At 62.2% G+C, this 19,469-nt stretch carries 18 protein-coding genes and 1 pseudogene; 3 read left to right on the forward strand and 16 right to left on the reverse strand.

Annotated features, from left to right (window positions below):
- Nucleotides 1-16: 16 nt before the first annotated feature.
- The 6 genes and pseudogenes from Q1A53_RS01860 to Q1A53_RS01885 all read right to left on the reverse strand — a co-directional run bounded on the left by Q1A53_RS01860 (nucleotide 17) and on the right by Q1A53_RS01885 (nucleotide 4,679).
- Nucleotides 17-247, reverse strand: coding sequence for a hypothetical protein (locus Q1A53_RS01860; RefSeq protein ID WP_299962364.1), 231 nt, complete (start codon nucleotides 245-247; stop codon nucleotides 17-19).
- Nucleotides 248-577: 330 nt separating this feature from the next.
- A pseudogene (locus Q1A53_RS01865) lies at nucleotides 578-936 on the reverse strand (Lin0512 family protein).
- A complete protein-coding gene (locus Q1A53_RS01870) occupies nucleotides 929-1,279 on the reverse strand; it encodes a Lin0512 family protein (protein ID WP_299962366.1) in 351 nt (116 codons plus the stop codon). The pseudogene Q1A53_RS01865 and the gene Q1A53_RS01870 overlap by 8 nt, the downstream one beginning before the upstream one ends.
- Before the next feature lie 20 nt (nucleotides 1,280-1,299).
- Nucleotides 1,300-2,382, reverse strand: coding sequence for an ABC transporter ATP-binding protein (locus Q1A53_RS01875; RefSeq protein ID WP_299962368.1), 1,083 nt, complete (start codon nucleotides 2,380-2,382; stop codon nucleotides 1,300-1,302).
- 54 nt (nucleotides 2,383-2,436) lie between these two features.
- The gene (locus Q1A53_RS01880) at nucleotides 2,437-3,795 is read right to left on the reverse strand and encodes a sodium:proline symporter (RefSeq protein WP_299962370.1); all 1,359 of its coding nucleotides are present in this window, start codon (nucleotides 3,793-3,795) and stop codon (nucleotides 2,437-2,439) included.
- A gap of 104 nt (nucleotides 3,796-3,899) precedes the next feature.
- Nucleotides 3,900-4,679, reverse strand: a complete 780-nt coding sequence (locus Q1A53_RS01885; protein ID WP_299962372.1) for an SDR family oxidoreductase — start codon at nucleotides 4,677-4,679, stop codon at nucleotides 3,900-3,902.
- A gap of 131 nt (nucleotides 4,680-4,810) precedes the next feature.
- On the opposite strand from Q1A53_RS01885, the gene Q1A53_RS01890 reads away from it, so the two are divergent.
- The 3 genes from Q1A53_RS01890 (at nucleotide 4,811) to Q1A53_RS01900 (ending at nucleotide 9,072) form a co-directional block, all read left to right on the forward strand.
- Nucleotides 4,811-5,791, forward strand: coding sequence for a Hint domain-containing protein (locus Q1A53_RS01890; protein ID WP_299962373.1), 981 nt, complete (start codon nucleotides 4,811-4,813; stop codon nucleotides 5,789-5,791).
- Nucleotides 5,792-5,839: 48 nt separating this feature from the next.
- Entirely contained in the window at nucleotides 5,840-7,447 is a 1,608-nt protein-coding gene (locus Q1A53_RS01895; RefSeq protein ID WP_299962375.1) for a peptide chain release factor 3, read from the forward strand.
- Nucleotides 7,448-7,620: 173 nt separating this feature from the next.
- Entirely contained in the window at nucleotides 7,621-9,072 is a 1,452-nt protein-coding gene (locus Q1A53_RS01900) for a DEAD/DEAH box helicase (protein WP_299962377.1), read from the forward strand.
- A 115-nt stretch (nucleotides 9,073-9,187) separates the two neighbouring features.
- Here the strand turns inward: Q1A53_RS01900 and Q1A53_RS01905 are convergent, their stop codons facing one another.
- From Q1A53_RS01905 to Q1A53_RS01950, 10 genes are all read right to left on the reverse strand, one after another.
- A complete protein-coding gene (locus Q1A53_RS01905) occupies nucleotides 9,188-10,855 on the reverse strand; it encodes a ribonuclease J (protein WP_299962379.1) in 1,668 nt (555 codons plus the stop codon).
- 5 nt (nucleotides 10,856-10,860) lie between these two features.
- The gene (locus Q1A53_RS01910) at nucleotides 10,861-11,634 is read right to left on the reverse strand and encodes a type III pantothenate kinase (protein WP_299962381.1); all 774 of its coding nucleotides are present in this window, start codon (nucleotides 11,632-11,634) and stop codon (nucleotides 10,861-10,863) included.
- 15 nt (nucleotides 11,635-11,649) lie between these two features.
- The gene (locus Q1A53_RS01915; protein ID WP_299962383.1) at nucleotides 11,650-12,399 is read right to left on the reverse strand and encodes a biotin--[acetyl-CoA-carboxylase] ligase; all 750 of its coding nucleotides are present in this window, start codon (nucleotides 12,397-12,399) and stop codon (nucleotides 11,650-11,652) included.
- Nucleotides 12,400-12,450: 51 nt separating this feature from the next.
- Entirely contained in the window at nucleotides 12,451-13,893 is a 1,443-nt protein-coding gene (gene nuoN, locus Q1A53_RS01920) for an NADH-quinone oxidoreductase subunit NuoN (protein WP_299962385.1), read from the reverse strand.
- Nucleotides 13,894-13,906: 13 nt separating this feature from the next.
- Nucleotides 13,907-15,448, reverse strand: coding sequence for an NADH-quinone oxidoreductase subunit M (locus tag Q1A53_RS01925; RefSeq protein WP_299962386.1), 1,542 nt, complete (start codon nucleotides 15,446-15,448; stop codon nucleotides 13,907-13,909).
- The gene (gene nuoL, locus Q1A53_RS01930; protein ID WP_299962388.1) at nucleotides 15,448-17,559 is read right to left on the reverse strand and encodes an NADH-quinone oxidoreductase subunit L; all 2,112 of its coding nucleotides are present in this window, start codon (nucleotides 17,557-17,559) and stop codon (nucleotides 15,448-15,450) included. Before nuoL ends, Q1A53_RS01925 begins: the two co-directional genes overlap by 1 nt.
- Nucleotides 17,560-17,563: 4 nt before the next feature.
- A complete protein-coding gene (gene nuoK, locus Q1A53_RS01935) occupies nucleotides 17,564-17,869 on the reverse strand; it encodes an NADH-quinone oxidoreductase subunit NuoK (protein WP_187428658.1) in 306 nt (101 codons plus the stop codon).
- A gap of 221 nt (nucleotides 17,870-18,090) precedes the next feature.
- Nucleotides 18,091-18,693 (reverse strand): NADH-quinone oxidoreductase subunit J, encoded by a 603-nt coding sequence (locus tag Q1A53_RS01940; protein WP_299962390.1) that lies wholly within the window; start codon nucleotides 18,691-18,693, stop codon nucleotides 18,091-18,093.
- The gene (locus tag Q1A53_RS01945; protein ID WP_299962392.1) at nucleotides 18,690-19,109 is read right to left on the reverse strand and encodes a carboxymuconolactone decarboxylase family protein; all 420 of its coding nucleotides are present in this window, start codon (nucleotides 19,107-19,109) and stop codon (nucleotides 18,690-18,692) included. The genes Q1A53_RS01940 and Q1A53_RS01945 overlap by 4 nt, the downstream gene beginning before the upstream one ends.
- A complete protein-coding gene (locus Q1A53_RS01950) occupies nucleotides 19,106-19,459 on the reverse strand; it encodes a carboxymuconolactone decarboxylase family protein (protein WP_299962394.1) in 354 nt (117 codons plus the stop codon). The genes Q1A53_RS01945 and Q1A53_RS01950 overlap by 4 nt, the downstream gene beginning before the upstream one ends.
- Nucleotides 19,460-19,469 lie beyond the last annotated feature (10 nt).

Raw genomic sequence — 19,469 nt, forward strand, 5'->3', positions numbered from 1 at the left:
AACCGGTAGGTTTACCTTAGCACCCAGCGGCGCGGCTGGCTGCGAGCCCGCCGCCCACGGCGCCGCCGGCGGTCAGGATGTCACGGCCAGAGCCGCCGCCCAGTTGGTTGCCCACCGCGGCACCGGCCAAAGCACCGGCGGCACCCGCGCCCGCACAGTTGAGCTGCCGTTGCTGAGCCGGGGTTTGTGCACAGGCCTGAAGCACCATCGCCGCGCCCAGAACACCCAAAATACCAAATTTTTTCATCGTACTTGTCCTCTTTTGACACAAGGCTGGCCGCGAGATACGACCTCTGCCCAAGCGCATAACGCACGAAATGCAAAAATAGTCCAAACGGTAGGAAAGAATCCGCCGGTTCCCCTGCTCGAGCCATCCAGGCTCGTCGATTTCGCGGGCCGTCAACCTCACAAACCAACCGTGAAAAAATTGATGGTGTTCACGCTTCTGCATTAGCGGCGTGTAGGTCCCGTGCGCTTCCATTTGGAAAATCGCCCTCCAGACCGAGCGAGATTCCCTCAGCCGACTGATGGCAAAGCATAGGCCTGCGCAGCAATTCAGAACCGGTAGTTACCGACCTCAGCGACGAAGTCGCCAACCGGTCTGCGGCGGCAGGAACGCCTCTACGCTGGCCTGCGCAATGACGATCGGATCGCCCGTCTCCGTGCCCACGTTCAGCCCGCCCTTGACCACGCGCACTTCGGCACGCCCGCGTGGCAGCGTGGCGACCAAGGCCGCCACCTCCACGGCACCCGGGCCTGCACGCCCACCGTCACCTGCACGCGCATCGCGTCGTGGGACAGATCCACCGTGCCGAAGAGCGGTAGCGATGAATGCCGAAACGCATCCTCAATCGCGCGTTTGGCGGCTTTGGTATAATCCTGCCCATGCAGATCATTGCCCATGCCCATCTCGATGATCAGACGTTGTTCAGCCATCCGCCCGCTCCATGTCAAAGCCGACCGTCAACGCCACGTTGGCCATGATCGTCGGGTTTCCCTCGCCCTCTGGCCGTGCAATGTCGAGGCCGCCGTGGCTCACATGCACTTGCGCCTGACCATAGGGGAAGACCTTCAGGACCTCCGTCACATCGACAGCATCGGGTTGTTGCACACCGATATCCACGCGGATCTGCATGTCCGTCTTCTCGAACCCGAAAAGCTCTGCAAGGTTGATCGAGTTGTGCCAGAGCGCGTCCTTGATGCCGCGCACCGCTGCCTGCGTGTAGTCGCCCCGCCGCAGCGAGGTCCCCATCCCGAACTCTACCAGCAGTCGCGTCATCCCGTTCTCCCCTTCAAGGCTCAGACCTCGAACACAAAGCATCTGTCGCGGCGCACGGTCAACCACATCACCGTGCCCGGCTTGGGCAGGAAGACATTGGGGATCGTGGCACGCAGGGTGGAGCCGTCATAGTCCATGCGGAACTCGATCAGGCTTTCGTTGCCCATGAACCGCGCGCGCTGCACGACGCCACGCGCCGCGGTGCCGTCGGTGGCGGTCGGGCGTGGCCCGGTGCCGTTTCGGTCGAAGTCGATCCGCAGATGCTGCGGGCGAAAGACGATGTCCACATCGGTACCGTCCGCGACCCCGGGGGCCAGAAACTGGCCAAAGGCTGTGTCGGCCAGCGCCCCTTCGACCCGCGCGCGCAGGCTGTTGGTGTCGGAGAAGAACGAGACTGCCGCGCGGTCCACTGGACGCGTATAGACATTATAAGGCGCGCCCATCTGGACGATCCGCCCGTCGCGCATCAGCGCAATCTCATCGGCCATCCGCATCGCTTCCTCAGGCTCGTGGGTCACGAGCAGCACGGCGGTGCCTTCCTCCTTGAGGATGGTCAGCGTCTCGTCCCGGATCCCGTCGCGCAACCGGTTGTCGAGGCCGGAGAAAGGCTCATCCATCAGCATGATCTTGGGGCGCGGTGCGAGCGCACGGGCCAGCGCGACGCGCTGTTGCTCGCCCCCCGACAGCTGATGCGGATAACCGTCGATGAAGCGCATCAGATCGACCCGTTTCAGCAACTCTTCCACCCGCGCGCGGCGCGCGGCGCGGCTGCTTTTCTTGAGGCCGAACGCCACGTTGTCCGCCACGCTCAAGTGCGGAAAAAGCGCGAAGTCCTGGAACATCAACCCGATCTCACGCTGCTCGGGCGGCAGGCGAAAGATCGTGTCGCAGACCAGATGCCCGTCCACATGGATCTCGCCGCTATCCTGCATCTCCACGCCCGCGATCATCCGCAGGGTGGTGGATTTGCCGCAGCCCGAGGGGCCGAGCAGGCAGGTCACCTGCCCTGGCTGGATGGCAAAACTGACGTCATCAACGACCGGACGGCCGGCAAAGCTGCGCCGCAGTTGCCTGACTTCAAGCCGGGGGGGATCGGTGCTCATGGCAGTGTTCAAAGAGGCGTCCAAATCCGATAGAATTCATCGGGAAAGGGGCTATCAGCCCTTCCGTGCCCCTGCAAGCACCGCCGCACTGCCCGTCAAAAGAACCAACACGCAGATCAGCAGAAGCTGTTCGTATTTATGCCCTTCCGGCAGCACGGCCGCGACGGTAGGCCAGCTCCGCGCAAAGTAGGTGAAAGCGCCCAGCAGGGCCGCCCCATAGGCCACCAGATAGGACCACAGCGGCAGCGCCCGCCCACCCATGAGCCCCACTAACAGCACCGGGGCGAGGAACATTGACGCCGTGCCGCTGACAGCGACCGCATCAAAGAGCGTGGCATTGCCCCAGAGCGTCAGCACAACCCCCAGCACCATGACCACGGCCATCACACCGCGCCCGCCCGTCAGGCTGCGCGCGGCGAGGCCCAGCTCCTCCACCCCCAGCCGTGCGGCGGACGCCAGCGCCGAATCGATTGTGCTCAACGCCGAGACCAGCAGCGAGATCATCAGCAGCATAAAGACCCAAGGCGGGAACATGCCTGCCCATGTGCCAATCAGTTCCGTGTCATAGGCAGCTTCGAGCAGCCCCGCCTGAATGCCAAAGAACCCAAAGGCGATGATGCACAGGGTCGAGATCCAGAAGGCATGCAGGAAAGACCGGCGCGTGGTCTCGGGGTCGGCCAGAAAGCCGCGGTCCATCATGACCGGATCATGTGCCGGGTAGGAAAACACCTGCAATGCGGCGACCGCCAGCAAGACCCAGCCGTTGTAAGGCCCCGACACACCGGGCGCCGTGAGAACCGCGCCCCATGAAAAGCCGGGCGAGAAGACCAGCGCGCCGAAGGCCAGCAGCAGGGCGATCAGGAACAGCACCATCTGCACGACATCCGTGCGCAGCGCCGCACTCAGCCCGCCCCAGGCGGAGTAGGCAAAGCCGAGCGTTGCGACGATCACGATGGCCAGCGTGCCACCCCCGCCCGATACCGCATCGAAGATCAGCCCGACCACCAGCAGGTTGGCGAAGACCTCTGACAGCAGCCGCAGGCCAATCACGACGTTATAGGTGCCCTGCCCCGCACGACCGAACCGCGCGCCGAGCCACTCCTGCACCGACCCGGCACCCGCCCGCCGCAGATGCGCCACGATCAATCCGCCGGTGAGAAAGGAGCCATAGTAGGCGGCGTAAGCCAACGTGCCCGCGATCCCGTAGTAGTAGCCCAGTATGGCGGCATTCATCAGCGAGCGGGCAAAGATCCAGGTGGTCACCTGGCTCAGCACCAGCGTCCAGAGGCCGGGCGCGCAACCGGTCACACTTTGGCCGCCAAAGAACCCCTCCACCGTGGCGCGGCGGGGTGCGGCGATCAGGCTCACCCCGATGACGGCTATGAAAAGGATAACGAGAACAGCGGTTTGCATCTGACGGGGCCTTTCCCTGCAAAGGTTGCAGATCGGGCTAGCGCAGGCCGCGCAGAAGTACCAGAGCACCGCGGCCCGCTGTCAGAAATGTGATGCCAAGGCGATCAGATCGTCGCGTTGATGGCCCCGCCGTCACACAGAAGGTTCTGCCCCACGATGAAGCCCGCGTGCTGCGAGCAGAGAAACGCGCATGCCGCCCCGAACTCCGCCGCGGTGCCATACCGGCCCGCGGGGATCGTGGCACAGCGCCGGGCGCGTGCTTCTTCGAGCGTGATGCTGTCACGTTTCACCACCGCACCGTCGAGCGCATCGGCCCGGTCGGTGGCATGGATGCCGGGCAGCAGGTTGTTGATGGTCACGCCCGAGCCCGCGACCTGACGGCTGGTGCCCGCCACGTAGCCCGTGAGCCCGGTACGCGCTGCGTTGCTCAGCCCCAGCTGCGGGATCGGTGCCTTGACGGACCCGGAGGTGATGTTGACGACCCGGCCCCAGCCGCGGTCCATCATGCCGGGTACCAAAGCTTTGATCAGCGCGACGGGCGTCAGCATGTTGGCGTCCAGAGCGGCGATGAAATCATCCCGGTCCCAATCCTTCCAGACACCGGGGGGCGGGCCGCCCGCGTTGGTGATCAGGATGTCCACATCGCCCGCGGCTGCCAGCAGGGCCCCGCGCCCGCCCTCGGAGGTGACATCGGCGGTGACGGTCTCGACACTGATACCGTGGGTCGTGCGGATCGTCTCCGCCGCGCTCTCCAGTGCCCCAGAGCCGCGTGCGTTCATCACCAGATGGCAGCCCGCTTCCGCCAGCGCCTCTGCACAGCCAAGGCCCAACCCCTTGGACGACGCACAGACAAGCGCGCGTTTACCCTTAATCCCCAAATCCATGTCACACTCCGCAAATGATTCATGACCTGCCTAGCACCCCGGGCCCGGTCAAGACCAGCCACCGTTGACCGATCCGACCCGCATCCCTAGACTAAGCTACTGATAATCCACATGACACTGCACCAGACCCGATGACCCACGCGCCAATATGTCAAACCGTCCACGCCTTTGCGGCGGCGGATCTGTTTGTCCGTTCGGGTGCCAACGAGGGGGACGCGCTGCACACCAGCGACACTCTCAGCCTGGGCGACCTTTACCGGCTGAAGCCGCACGCCCAGTTGCAGCAGCTCGCCTTTCGCGGAGACGACGCGGGCGCGTCAAGCATCAGCACACCGTCCGCGCCGGGCCAGCCCGGCGTTCGGCTCACACCCGATGCGATCCTGACACTGATGTCGCAAAAAGCACCCGCAGCCGAGGTTGTGGTGCTGACAGACGGCGCAGGCACCGTTTATGCGCTGCCGCTCTCGCCTCTGCAGAGCCGGGTAGACTACCAGCTTGTTGGCATTGAGCGGGAGGCTGCGGCGGAGAGGCTTGCGCAGGCGGCCTGCGTTTCCTTCACCCGTGGTACGCGCATCACGCTGGCATCCGGCAAACAGGTGCCGGTTGAGCAACTGACCCCCGGCGATGCGGTCCTGACCCGCGACGACGGGGTGCAGCCTCTGCGATGGATCGGGCATAGCACGGTGCGGGCCACCGGCGCATTGGCCCCGGTCCGCTTGCGTCAGGGCGCGCTCAACAACGCGCGGGATCTTGTCGTCAGCCCCGGGCACCGGCTCTTTATCCACCAGCGCAGCGATGGGCTGGCGCTCGGACGGCGGGATCTGACGGTCAAGGCAGTTCAACTGGTGAACGGCACCACGGTGACGCGGGCACGGGGCGGTTTTGTCGATTATTTCCAGCTGCTTTTTGACCGGCACCAGATCATCTATGCCGAAGGCATTGCGGTCGAGACGATGTTTGTCGATGCCCGTACCGCAACACTGCTGCCAGCCGATCTGGCAGCTGGTGCGACCACGGCGGATGACCGCAGGCTGGCCCGCCTCGATGTGCCCGCGGACCGGCTCGACCGGCCCGACGCGACAGATGTTCTGCGCCGCGCATCGCTGCGCTGAGCCAAGGCATGCTTGCCGCCCGCGCCCGGTCTCGCTATAGCGGCGCTCATGTTGGACAGCCCCCAGAACCGCGCCGAACTGCCCGCCGAGATTGCGCGCCGTCGGACCTTTGCGATCATCAGTCACCCCGACGCCGGCAAGACCACGCTGACGGAGAAGTTTCTGCTCTTCGGCGGGGCCATCCAGATGGCAGGACAGGTGCGCGCCAAGGGCGAGGCGCGGCGCACGCGCTCTGACTTCATGGCGATGGAGAAGGATCGAGGCATTTCTGTCTCCGCCTCCGCCATGTCCTTTGATTTCCGGGAGTATCGCTTCAATCTGGTGGACACGCCGGGGCACTCCGATTTCTCCGAAGACACCTACCGGACGCTGACGGCGGTCGACGCTGCGGTCATGGTGATCGACGGTGCCAAGGGCGTCGAGAGCCAGACCCAGAAGCTCTTTGAGGTCTGCCGCATGCGCGACCTGCCGATTCTGACCTTCTGTAACAAGATGGACCGCGAAAGCCGCGACGTCTTTGAGATCATCGACGAGATCCAGGAAAACCTGGCCATCGACGTGACCCCCGCCAGCTGGCCCATCGGGGTCGGGCGTGATTTTGTTGGCTGCTATGATATGTTGCGCGACCGGCTGGAGCTGATGGACCGCGCCGACCGCAACCGCGTCGCTGAAAGCATCGAGATCGCGGGGCTAGATGATCCGAAACTGGCCGAGCACGTGCCGGCCGAGCTGCTGGAGAAACTGCGCGAGGATCTGGAAATGGCGCGCGAGCTGCTGCCACCGCTCGACCGGGCCGCTATGCACGAGGGTTCGCTTACGCCCATCTGGTTCGGCTCCGCGATCAATTCCTTTGGTGTAAAGGAATTGATGGACGGCATCGCCACCTACGGGCCCGAGCCGCAGATCCAGTCCGCCCAGCCCCGGCAGATCCTGCCGGAGGAAAAGAAGGTCGCCGGTTTCGTCTTCAAGGTGCAGGCCAATATGGACCCCAAGCACCGCGACCGCGTAGCCTTTGTTCGCCTGGCCTCAGGGCATTTTGAGCGTGGCATGAAACTGACCCACGTGCGGTCCAAAAAACCCATGTCGATCACCAACCCGGTGATGTTCCTGGCCAGTGACCGTGAACTGGCGGAGGAAGCCTGGGCGGGCGATATTATCGGCATTCCCAACCACGGCCAGCTGCGCATAGGCGATACGTTGACCGAAGGCGAGGCGATACGTGTCACGGGCATCCCCTCCTTCGCGCCTGAGCTTTTGCAGGGCGTGCGCGCTGGTGATCCGATGAAGGCCAAACACCTCGAAAAAGCGCTTATGCAATTTGCCGAGGAAGGTGCTGCAAAGGTCTTCAAGCCTGCCATCGGGTCAGGTTTCGTTGTCGGCGTCGTCGGCCAGCTGCAATTCGAAGTGCTGGCCAGCCGGATCGAGCTTGAGTACGGGCTGCCCGTGCGCTTCGAGGCCTCGCAGTTCACCTCCGCCCGCTGGGTCACGGGCGACAAGCAAGCCATTGATACTTTTGCGGAAAAGAACAAGCAGCATATCTCGCATGATCATGACGGCGACATCGTTTACCTCACGCGGCTGCAATGGGACATTGACCGCATCGCTCGTGATCATCCGGGCGTCACGCTCAGCGCTACCAAGGAAATGATGGCCTGAACGGCGTACGGCACGCGCGTCACTCATCATGCGACACTGCATCTGTTTGACGCTGGCCGCCCATGTTGTTATGGACGCGCATCGTGTCGCGGCGAGGTGCCGCCACTTGGGCCATTCGGGCCGACACGCTTGCTGCTGCGGGCCAAGAAAGTGTCCGCAAATATCGGACACATATGACAAAATTCACTGACCTCAATCTGAATCCCAAGGTTCTCAAAGCCGTCGTCGAAGCGGGCTACGAAACCCCCACCCCCATTCAGGCAGGGGCGATCCCGCCCGCGCTCGAAGGCAAGGACGTGTTGGGCATCGCCCAGACGGGGACGGGCAAAACGGCGAGCTTCACGCTGCCGCTGATTACCCAGCTGGCCCGGGGTCGCGCCCGCGCCCGGATGCCGCGGAGCCTCGTGCTCTGCCCCACCCGTGAGCTGGCCGCTCAGGTGGCCGAAAACTTTGACACCTACGCTAAATACGTCAAGCTGACCAAGGCGCTGCTGATCGGCGGTGTCAGCTTCAAGGAGCAGGATCTGCTGATCGACAAGGGTGTGGACGTGCTGATTGCCACCCCAGGTCGGCTGCTGGATCACTTTGAACGCGGCAAGCTGATCCTCAATGACGTCAAGGTCATGGTGGTGGACGAAGCCGACCGCATGCTCGACATGGGCTTTATCCCCGACATCGAGCGTATTTTCGGTCTCACGCCCTTCACGCGCCAGACGCTGTTCTTTTCTGCCACCATGGCGCCGGAGATCGAGCGGATCACCAACACTTTTCTCTCCGCGCCTGAGAGGATCGAGGTCGCGCGCCAGGCGACAACGAGCGAGACCATCGAGCAAGGCGTGGTCATGTTCAAAGCCTCCCGCCGCGATCGCGAGGGCGCCGAAAAGCGCAAGGTCCTGCGCGCGATCATCGACGGCGAAGGCGAGCGCTGCACCAATGCCATCGTCTTTTGCAACCGCAAGGTCGATGTGGATATCGTTGCAAAATCGCTCAAGAAATACGGCTATGATGCCGCGCCCATTCACGGCGATCTCGATCAATCACAGCGGACCCGCACGCTCGATGGTTTTCGCGAAGGGTCTTTGCGCTTTCTCGTGGCGTCCGATGTGGCCGCGCGCGGGCTTGATGTGCCGTCGGTCAGCCATGTTTTCAACTTCGACGTGCCGAGCCACGCCGAGGATTATGTGCATCGCATCGGCAGGACGGGCCGCGCGGGCCGCGATGGCAAGGCCGTGATGATCTGCGTGCCAAAGGACGAAAAGAACCTCGACGATATCGAGGCGCTCGTGCAACGCGAGATCCCCCGGTTGGCGAACCCGCTGCAATCCGAGACACGGGCGGAGGCACCTGCCGCGGAGGTTGAAGCCAACACCGACGAAAAACCCAAACGCACCCGGTCGCGGAGCCGCAAGAAAGACGACGTCGACGCGCCCAAAACGCAGGAACAGCCGGCGGCGGAGACAGCAACGGCAGAAGAAAAGCCCAAACGGAGCCGCGGTCGCCGCGGGTCCGGTAGCAAGGATGCTGGCAGTGACAAGCCGGACCGCGGTGGCAACAAGGTTGTCGGCCTCGGCGATCACACACCGGAGTTCATCGGGCTCAGCTTCAAGGAGCGCAGCGCGGGCTGAGAGCCTCGCTGTGCCGCTAGGCGCCAAGGAAATTCGAATTTCCTTGGTCCCGGCGGAGCAGATATCACTCAAGTCTTTTGTGAAGCCTAGCGGATCCGGGACATGACCCGCGTGGTCAGCTCAAACGGCTGACCACCACAGTGACTTCGGGCTTGCGACCGATTTCATCGAGCGCGGTTTGCCGCGCGATGCGCTTTAACCCGTCGTTGAGTTTGCTATCGTCCCGCAGTGTCTTGGCACCGGCGCGGCCCAGCCATTGGCCCAGATCCGCCTCCAGCACATCGACCAGCGCTGCACCACTGGTGCCTGTCTCCGGGAGCCCCATCAATTCGCACCAGGGCTCGCCCAGCGGTTCGTCCTCATCATCGACAATCAGGGTCACCACCACGTGACCGTTCAACGCCATGCGGATCCGGTCACGGACGACCCCATCGAGCGCGCCGATCTGCACGCTGCCGTCGAGATAGGTGCGGCCCGTTTCGATGTATTCTGCAATCGTCGGCTGATTGCCCGATAGATTCACCATCATCCCGTTGACGGCCAGCACGCCGGTCATACCGTTGCCTTCGGCCAGCTTGACATGCTCGCGCAGGTGCCGGTGTTCGCCGTGCATCGGGATCACCACCTGCGGCTTGACGATGGCGCTCAACCGCTCCAGATCCGGCCGGTTGGCGTGGCCCGAGACGTGGTAGAGGCCGCCGCTGTCGTCCACCACATCCACGCCAAGCTCGGAGAATGCATTCATAATGCGAATGACACCTTTTTCATTGCCCGGGATCGTCTTGGACGAAAAGAGAAACAGATCCCCCTCCTTCAACTCCATCCCCTGATACTTGCCGCGGGACAGCTGGGCGGATGCCGCGCGCCGCTCACCCTGACTGCCGGTGACCAGCAGCATCAGGTTTTCCCTCGGGATCGCTTTGGCCTCTTCGGGTGGCACCACGCTCGGGAAGTCGGTCAGCACGCCGGTCTCGACCGCGGCCTCGACCATGCGTTTCATCGCCCGGCCCATCAGCACGATGGACCGGCCCGCCCGCTCGCCCGCCTCCGCGAGGGTACGCACCCGCGCAACATTTGACGCAAACGTCGTTGCCACAACCATGCCACTGGCTTTCTCCACCAGTTTGGTGATGTCCGGACCGATGGTCTGCTCAGACCGCCCCGGATGGGGAGAGAACACATTCGTGCTGTCACAGATCAGCGCGCGCACCCCGTCCTTGCTGACCTCGGCCCAGAGATCGGGATCAAAAGGTTCACCCACCAAGGGTGTCTCGTCCAGCTTGAAATCGCCCGAGTGGATCACCCGCCCCTCGGGGCTGTCGATCACCAGCGAAGAGCTCTCCGGGATCGAATGCGACATGGGCAGGAACCCGACCGAGAACGGCCCCGCCTGTACCTGCTCGGGCCAGGCGGACACCACTTGCACGGCATCCTCTGGATGACCGTGTTCCGCCATCTTTCGCGCGGCGATGTTCGCCGTGAAACGTCGCGCGTAGATCGGTGCCTTGAGCTGATCATAGGTGTGGGCCACGGCGCCCACGTGATCCTCGTGGGCATGGGTGATGAAGACCCCCTCAATCCGGTCGCGGCGTTCCACCAGCCAGGAAATATCGGGCAGGATCAGATCGACCCCGGGGCTCGTGTCCATATCCGGGAAGGCCACGCCGATATCGACCACGATGAGCCGTTCCTTGCCGGGACGTCCATAGCCGTAAACATAACAGTTCATACCAATTTCACCCGCGCCGCCAAGCGCGAGGTAGATCAATCGTTCATTGCTCATAAGGGTTAAGCGTTGTCCTTGTTGTATTTGTGAATCACAGTCAGACCGTGTGTTGTCAGATCATCCTCGAAGGCGTCAAATAGCGCCTCGGATTGCTGGAAAAGCGGGGCCAGCCCCCCCGTTGAAATCACCTGCATCTCGCAGGCCCGTTCCGCCTTTATCCGGGCACATATCTCACGCACCAGCCCGATGTAACCCCAGAAGACACCGGACTGCATGCAGGCCACGGTGTTGGTGCCGATGACAGCCTGCGGTTTGGTGATGTCCACATGCGGGAGCGCCGCAGCAGCCTGGTGCAGCGCCTCGAGGCTGAGGTTCACGCCGGGGGCGATAACCCCGCCCACGTAGGCGCCATCCTCGGCCACAACGTCAAAGGTCGTCGCCGTCCCGAAATCCACCACGATCAGATTACCACCGTAGAGATCGTGGCCCGAGACGGTATTCACCAGCCGGTCCGGCCCAACCGCGGTGCCCTGATCAACCCGCACATCCACCGGTAACAGGCAGTCGGACTTGCCAACCACCAAAGGCCGCGTGTTGAAGTAGCGATCCGCCAGAACCCGCAGGTTGAAAACGACCCGCGGCACGGTGGAGGAGATGATCATATCGGTGATTGTCACATCCAGCCCCTGCAGGTTCATCAGGGTCCGCAGCCAGACGTAATACTGATCTGCCGTGCGCTGCCATTCTGTCGAGGTCCGCCAGGAGGCGCGAAAACGCGACCCGTCCCAGATGGCAAAAACCGTGTTGGTGTTCCCGCAATCGATCGCCAGCAGCATGGGCCCGCCCTCCTCCTAGAAAAACACATCCGCCGCGGCGATGGCGCGGGCGCCTGCCTGGGTGCGCAACAACAGGCTACCATCCGCCTGCACATCCTCAAAGATGCCTGAGAGTTCCTCACGACCCGTGCGCGCGACGATGGGCTCGCCCAGCCGGGCGGCCTGCGCCAGCCATGCGCTGCGGATGGGCGCAAAACCTTGCTGCGTAAACTGCTGTTCCAGCGGAGCATAGGCCGTGGCCAAAGCGTCGAGGAAATCCTCTGCCGTCACGACGACTGAGGTTTCGCCGCGCAGGCTGACCGGTCTGAGGGCGCCTGCTTCCACTGATGCGGGATCCGGTGCCGATACCAGGTTCACGCCGACGCCGATGGCAAGCGGCCCGGTCCGGCCTGCCTGCCCAATGCTTTCCAACAGGATGCCTGCGACCTTGCCGCCCCGCAGCAACACATCATTGGGCCATTTCAGGGCGAAATCCAGTGTCCGACCTGTCACCGCGATCAAGGCCCGATGCAGCGCCAGTGCCATCACGAAAGAGCGCAGGGCTGCCACATGGGGCGGCTCACGCGCCTCCAGCATCAGGGTCGCGGCGAAGTTTCCTTCCGCCATGGTCCATGCACGTCCCCGCCTGCCCCGGGCCGCCGTTTGCCGGTGCGCCAAAAGCCAGAACGGCATGGGCGTTGTGGAGGCTTCCTGCCGTGCAGCATCCAGTGTCGAGCCTGCCTCGGCAACGATCACCCGGCCGTATCCCGCAGGCCATCCGGTCATTGTGTTTTCGAATGCGGCATGGCGCGCCCTGAGGATCCGTCTGCCAATGGCTCAGTTCAGCAAAGTGGCCGCTGCCGAGGCTGCAGCCGTTTCCACCCCGAACATATTCGCGATGCCCAGCACCATCACTGCAGCCGAGGCCATCAGGAAGCCGCCCAGCAATTTCGATCCGCCGCTGTCCAGCCCGTCCTCCGCCTCGTCCCCGAAGTACATGAAGAACACGATCCGAAGGTAATAGAACGCACCGATGACGCTCGCGATCACGCCCGCGATGGCGAGCCATGCCAACCCGGCCTCATAGGCGGCACGCAGCACGTAGAACTTGCCGAAAAATCCCAGCATGGGCGGTACACCCGCAAGGCTGAACAGCAGCACCAACATCGCCAGCGCCTTGCCCGGCTCACGCTTGGCATACATGTTCAGCGCGCTGATCTCGGTGACCGGCTGGCCGTCCTTTTCCATCATCAGGATAAAGGCAAAGGTGCCGACGTTCATCGTCACATAGATCGCCATGTAGATAAGCATCGCCTGCACACCGAGCACGGTGCCCGCCGCCAGGCCCATCAGCGCGTAGCCCATATGCGCAATCGAGGAAAACGCCATCAGCCGTTTGATGTTGGTTTGCCCGATGGCGGCGACCGCCCCGAGGAACATCGACAGCACCGACAACAGCGCGACGATCTGGCTCCAGTCACTCACGGCATTGCCGAAGGCGTCGTGCAGCACCCGGGCAAAGAGCGCCATGGCGGCCACTTTCGGCGCGGTGGCAAAGAAGGCGGTGACCGGCGTGGGCGAGCCCTCGTAGACATCCGGCGTCCACATGTGGAACGGCACGGCGGAGACCTTGAACGCCATGCCCGCGATCATAAACACCAGTCCAAAGAGCAACCCCAGCGAGACCTCGCCAGCCTGCGCCGTCTCGATGATCCCGGAAAACAGCGTCGTGCCCGCGTAGCCGTAGACAAGCGATGCACCATACAGCAGCAGACCGGAGCTGAGCGCGCCCAGCACGAAATACTTCAACCCGGCTTCGGTGGATTTGACGGATTCGCGCCGCAGCGAGGCCACCACGTAGAGCGCCAGCGATTGCAGCTCCAGCCCCATGTAGAGCGCCATGAGATCATTGGCGGAGACCATGACCATCATGCCGACCGCGGCCAGTGCCACGAGCAGCGGATACTCGAACCGCAACAGCCCGCGGGACTTCATGTAGCCCTCGGACATAACAAGCACGGCCGCGGCTGACAGCAGGATTGTCACCTTGGCGAACCGCGCAAACCCGTCAATCATCAACATGCCGTTGAACGCGCTTCTGGCGCCCTCGCCCGTCGTGCCAATCCAGGCCGCAAGTGCGACCATGACACCAGCGGTCATCCAGACCAGCGTCGGTGCCAGCCCATCCTTGGTGGTGTAGACCGCCACCAGCAGCATCACCATGGCATAGACAGCCAGCAGGATTTCCGGCAGCACGAGGGTCAGATCGGCGGGGGTCATAGCGTCAGGTCCTTCAGTTCGATGCCAACTGGCTGGCGGTCTCTGCCGCGGCCAGCGCCGTCTCGTAATTTGCCACAAGGGCCGCTACCGCAGGTCCGGTCACATCGAGCACCAGCGCCGGGTAGACGCCGAGCAGCAGTGTCATCACCACCAATGGTGCGAAAATCCAACGCTCCCGCGGGGTCATATCGGTGATGGACCGCAGGCTTTCCTTGATCAGATCGCCCATGACAACGCGCCGGTAGAGCCACAGCGCATAGGCCGCCGACAGGATCACCCCCGTCGTGGCCACCACCGCAACCCAGGTGTTGACCTGGAACACCGCCATCAAGGTGAGGAATTCGCCCACGAACCCGCTCGTCCCCGGCAGGCCGACGTTGGCCATCGTGAAAAGCATGAAGATCATCGCATAGGCGGGCATCCGGTTCACCAACCCGCCGTAGGCGTCGATCTCACGCGTGTGCATCCGGTCATAGATCACACCCACGCACAGAAAGAGCGCGCCCGAGATGAACCCGTGGGAGATCATCTGAAAGATCGCGCCATCGACACCCTGCTGGTTCGCCGCGAATATCCCCATGGTCACGAACCCCATATGCGCGACGGAGGAGTACGCGATCAGCTTTTTCATGTCTTCCTGCACCAAGGCCACCAGCGATGTGTAGACAATGGCAATGGCGCTCATCCACAGCACCAGCGGCGTCAACACCTCTGCGCCAACGGGAAACATCGGCAGCGAAAAGCGCAAAAACCCGTAGCCGCCCATCTTGAGAAGGATCGCCGCCAGAACGACTGACCCCGCAGTGGGTGCCTGCACGTGCGCATCGGGCAGCCAGGTATGGACTGGCCACATGGGCATCTTGACGGCAAAACTGGCAAAGAACGCGAGAAACAGCAGCGTCTGAAAACCACCCACAATGGTCACGCCCGCGACGGAGAACGTCTCAAAATCGAACTGATGCACCAGCAGTTGCTCGATATCCGTAGTGCCCGCCTCGGCGAACATGCCCACCATCGCCACCAGCATCAGTACCGAGCCAAGGAAGGTATAGAGGAAAAACTTGAAGCTCGCGTAGATCCGGTTCGCGCCGCCCCAGATCCCGATGATCAGGAACATCGGGATAAGCCCTGCCTCGAAGAACAGATAGAAAAGCACGAGATCCAGCGCCATGAAGACGCCGAGCATCAGCGTCTCCAACAGCAGGAAGGCGATCATATACTCCTTGACCCGGGTGGTGACATTCCAGGAGGCCGCGATCACCAGCGGCATCATGAAGGTCGTCAGCATCACAAAGAGCACGGAAATCCCGTCCACGCCCATCTTGTACTGCAGGCCCAGCAGCCATTCACGTTCCTCGACAAACTGGAAGCCAGTGTTGGAGGGATCGAACTCCGCCAGAATGAAGAGCGACACGAGGAACGTTGCGGAGGTCGCCAGCATCGCCGTCCACTTGGCGTTGCGCATGGAGGCTTCATCCTCGCCCCGCAAAAACACCAACAGGATGAGCGCGGCAAAGGCCGGGATAAAGGTCACGATCGACAGCAGATTGTCCATCAGTTCGCTCCTCCGCCCAGCGTCATCCATGTGACCAGCACGGCGATGCCGATAACCATCGCAAAGGCATAGGTGAAGATGTAGCCCGATTGCGCCCGCCCAGCGAGCCGGGTGAAGAAGGGGATGATCCCCATCGCCACACCGTTCAGGCCACCGTCAATCACGTTGCCGTCGCCGCGCCGCCACAGGAACCGCCCCAACCCCTTGGCAGGTCCGACAAAGGCGAAATTGTAGAGCTCATCGAAGTACCATTTGTTCTTGAGAAAGAGGTAGAGTGGGCGCTGGTTCTCTGCCAGACGACCGGGCAGCGATGGGTTCTTGATGTAGAACCAATAGGCCGTCAGAAAGCCCAAAAGCATTGCTGCGAATGGTGAGGTCTTGACCCAATAAGGGACCTTATGCGCGTCATCGAGCAGCGTGTTGTCCGGCGCCATATAGAGCGCGCCCTGCCCCGGCGCACCGGCAAAGGCGTAATGGTGTTCGCCGTCCTTGCCACCATGGGCGTCCTCGGCGTGATCGTCCTCGGCCTGACCATGATCCTCGCCGTGCTCTGACGCTTCTGCATAGGGGACGCCGTAGAAGGTGGCGACCTGGTCCACATGGCCAAAGAAGCTTTTGTACCAGACCATACCGGCAAAGATCGCGCCAAGTGCCAGTACCCCCAGCGGCAGGATCATGACCATGGGGCTTTCATGTGCGTGGTCGTGGGTGTGCTTGTCGCCTCGCGGCTCTCCGTAGAAGGTCAGGAACATCAGCCGCCAACTGTAAAAGCTGGTGAAGAGCGCAGCCACAACCAGCGCCCAGAACCCGTACATCGACCCTGCGGCAAAGGCGCTCTCCACGATGGCGTCCTTGGAATGGAAACCCGCAAAACCAATCGGGATCTCGCCCAGCGTCAGGATCCAGACCGGGATGCCGACGCCGGTGATGGCCAGGGTGCCGATCATCATGGCCCAGAAGGTATAGGGGATTTTCTTGCGCAATCCGCCGTAGTTCATCATGTCCTGCTCATGGTGCATCGCGTGGATGACCGAGCCGGCGCCCAGAAACAGCATCGCCTTGAAAAACGCGTGGGTAAAGAGGTGGAACATCGCCGCGGAATACATGCCCACGCCCGCGGCAACGAACATATAGCCCAATTGCGAACAGGTCGAATAGGCGATCACGCGCTTGATGTCGGTCTGCACCAATCCGACCGTCGCCGCAAAAAACGCGGTCGTCGCGCCCAGCACGGTAACAAAGGCCATGGCCTCCGGCGCGAACTCCATGATCGGGGACATGCGGCAGACGAGAAACACGCCCGCCGTGACCATGGTCGCCGCGTGAATGAGCGCGGAGACAGGCGTCGGCCCCTCCATCGCGTCAGGAAGCCAAGTGTGCAGCAGCAGCTGCGCTGACTTCCCCATGGCCCCGATAAAGAGCAAGAAGGCGATCAGGTTCGCCGCGTTCCATTCGGTCCACAGAAAACTCAACTGTGTTTCGGCCAGATCCGGTGCCGCAGCAAAAACATCGTCAAAGTTGATGCTGTCCGTCAGGAAAAACAGCGCAAAGATCCCCAGGGCAAAGCCGAAATCCCCCACCCGGTTGACCACGAAGGCCTTGATCGCCGCCGCATTGGCCGTTGGTTTGCGGTAGTAGAACCCGATGAGCAGGTAGGAGGCGACACCCACACCCTCCCAACCAAAGAACATCTGCACGAGATTGTCCGCCGTCACCAGCATCAACATCGCAAAGGTGAAGAAACTCAGGTAGGCAAAGAAGCGCGGCTTGTAGCTCTCGCCCTCTTTCCACTGGGGATCATCGGCCATGTAGCCGAAGGAATAGAGATGCACGAGGCTGGAGACCGTTGTGATCACGATCAGCATGATCGCCGTCAAACGGTCCAGTCTGATGGCCCAGTCGGTGCTGAGGCTGCCGCTTTCGATAAACCGCAGGATCTGGATCTGCTCGGTGGTGCCGTCGAAGGTCAGGAACACGACCCAAGACAGGATCGCGGAGACGAAGAGCAACGATGTGGCGATCCACATGGCCGCCGCCTCGCCAAAGATCCGCCAGCCGAAGCCGCAGAGCAGCGCGCCCATCAGCGGGGCAAAGAGGATGATGGTTTCCATGATCTCAGCCCTTCATCACATTGACATCTTCCACCGCGATCGTGCCGCGGTTGCGGAAGAAGCAGACCAGAATGGCGAGGCCGATGGCGGCCTCGGCAGCGGCCACCGTCAGCACGAACAGCGTGAAAACCTGCCCGACCAGATCACCCAGAAAGCTGGAAAACGCCACCAGATTGATGTTCACCGCCAAAAGCATCAACTCGATGCTCATCAGCAGGATGATGATGTTCTTGCGGTTGAGAAAGAGCCCGAAGATGCCGATGACAAACAGCGTCGCCGCCACCGTCAGGTAATGTTCTAGTCCGATCATCTCTCGTGCTCACTTTTGGTTCGGGCCCCGGAATTTTGCAAAATTCCGCAACCGATTTCGAAATCGGTTCCAGCGCCCCGCTTTGGCCTGTGTGATTTTATGGACTGTCCTGCCACAGCCAAATGTCCTTCTCGACGTCGCTCAGCGACGATTGAAATATCCGAATGCCGCTAGCACACCGACAGCCATGGCCACCAGAATTGCGATGAGATCTCCGCTCATTACAGCCCCTGCCCCGGTTTGACGTCCTTAAGCTCCATCGCCAGCGCAGGATCCCGCATCATCTGGGCGACCACGTCCTGCCGTTTCACATCCGACCGGTGCCGGAGCGTCAACACGATCGCCCCGATCATCGCCACCAACAGGATCAGGCCCGATAGCTGGAAGAGCAGGAAATACTGATCATAGAGGATCATGCCCAGAGCTTCGGTGTTGTGCCGGTCCACCGGAATCACCTGCGCGCGCGCGCCTTCGGCAGCGGCGTTGCTTTCCCAGGCCCCGAAAGCCATCACGAACTGCATCAGGATCACCACGCCGATCAACAGAGCTAGCGGCAGATACTTGGCCATTTCCGCCTTGAGCTCCGCAAAATCCACATCCAGCATCATGACGACAAAGAGGAACAGCACAGCGACCGCGCCCACGTAAACGATGATCAGCAACATCGCCACGAACTCCGCCCCTAGCAGCACAAAGAGCCCTGCCGACGACAGGAACGCCAGAATGAGCCAGAGCACCGAGTGCACCGGATTGCGGCTGACCACAGTGAACAGGCCGCCTGCGATCACGCTGATCGCAAAGAGATAAAAGGCAAAAACGCTCATGTGTCGTCCTTTTCGTCATCCAGCACCTGCTGCGCCAGTTCCAGCGCTCGTGTCATCGCCGGCAGCCCCGCGAACATCGACATCTGGCCAATGGTCTCGACGATGTGCTGCTCGGTGGCGCCTGCCTCCAGCGCGTGGCGCACCGCCTGCCGGAACGCCACATCGTTCTGTGCCCCTTGCATCGTCAGACCGCTGAGTGTCAACAGCATCCGCGTGCGCGCGTCCAGGCTGCCCTCATTCAGCGCATTGCCGAACATCATCTCCATCATGTCCTTGGGCATGGTACCCATCATCTTCTCGAACCCCTTTGGCGTGAAGGCCTCCATCGCGGGAAAGCTCTTGGCCATCTCCTGCGCCTGGCTGAACATGGCGGCAAAGGGATTGGCGCCGTCAAAGGGGTTCTTGGGCTCGCTCACGCCGTGGCCTCCTCGGCTTCAAAGACCTCCAGTGCCGCGTTCAGCCCGTTGATCATGGCCGGAAATCCACCGTAAAGCGCCATCTGATTGATCACCTCGGCCACCTCGCGTTGTGTGGCGCCGGAGCGCAGCGCGTTGCGGATATGCACCTTGAGCTGCGGTGCCGTCTGTCCGCCCAGTGCTGTCAACGCCGCAACGGTCGTCAGATACCGCGTTTTGTCATCGAGCCCGTCGCGTGTGTAGTAATGCCCGAACGCCACTTCCATCATCGTGGTGGAAAACCCCGGCAGGATGGCGTCATAGCGCGCGGCAAGTGTTTCCTCTATGCCGGGGTTAGTCGCCTCCGCCATGGCCCTGCCA

Origin of the sequence: uncultured Roseobacter sp., from assembly GCF_947496515.1 — a bacterium.
Classification (GTDB): Bacteria; Pseudomonadota; Alphaproteobacteria; order Rhodobacterales; family Rhodobacteraceae; genus Roseobacter.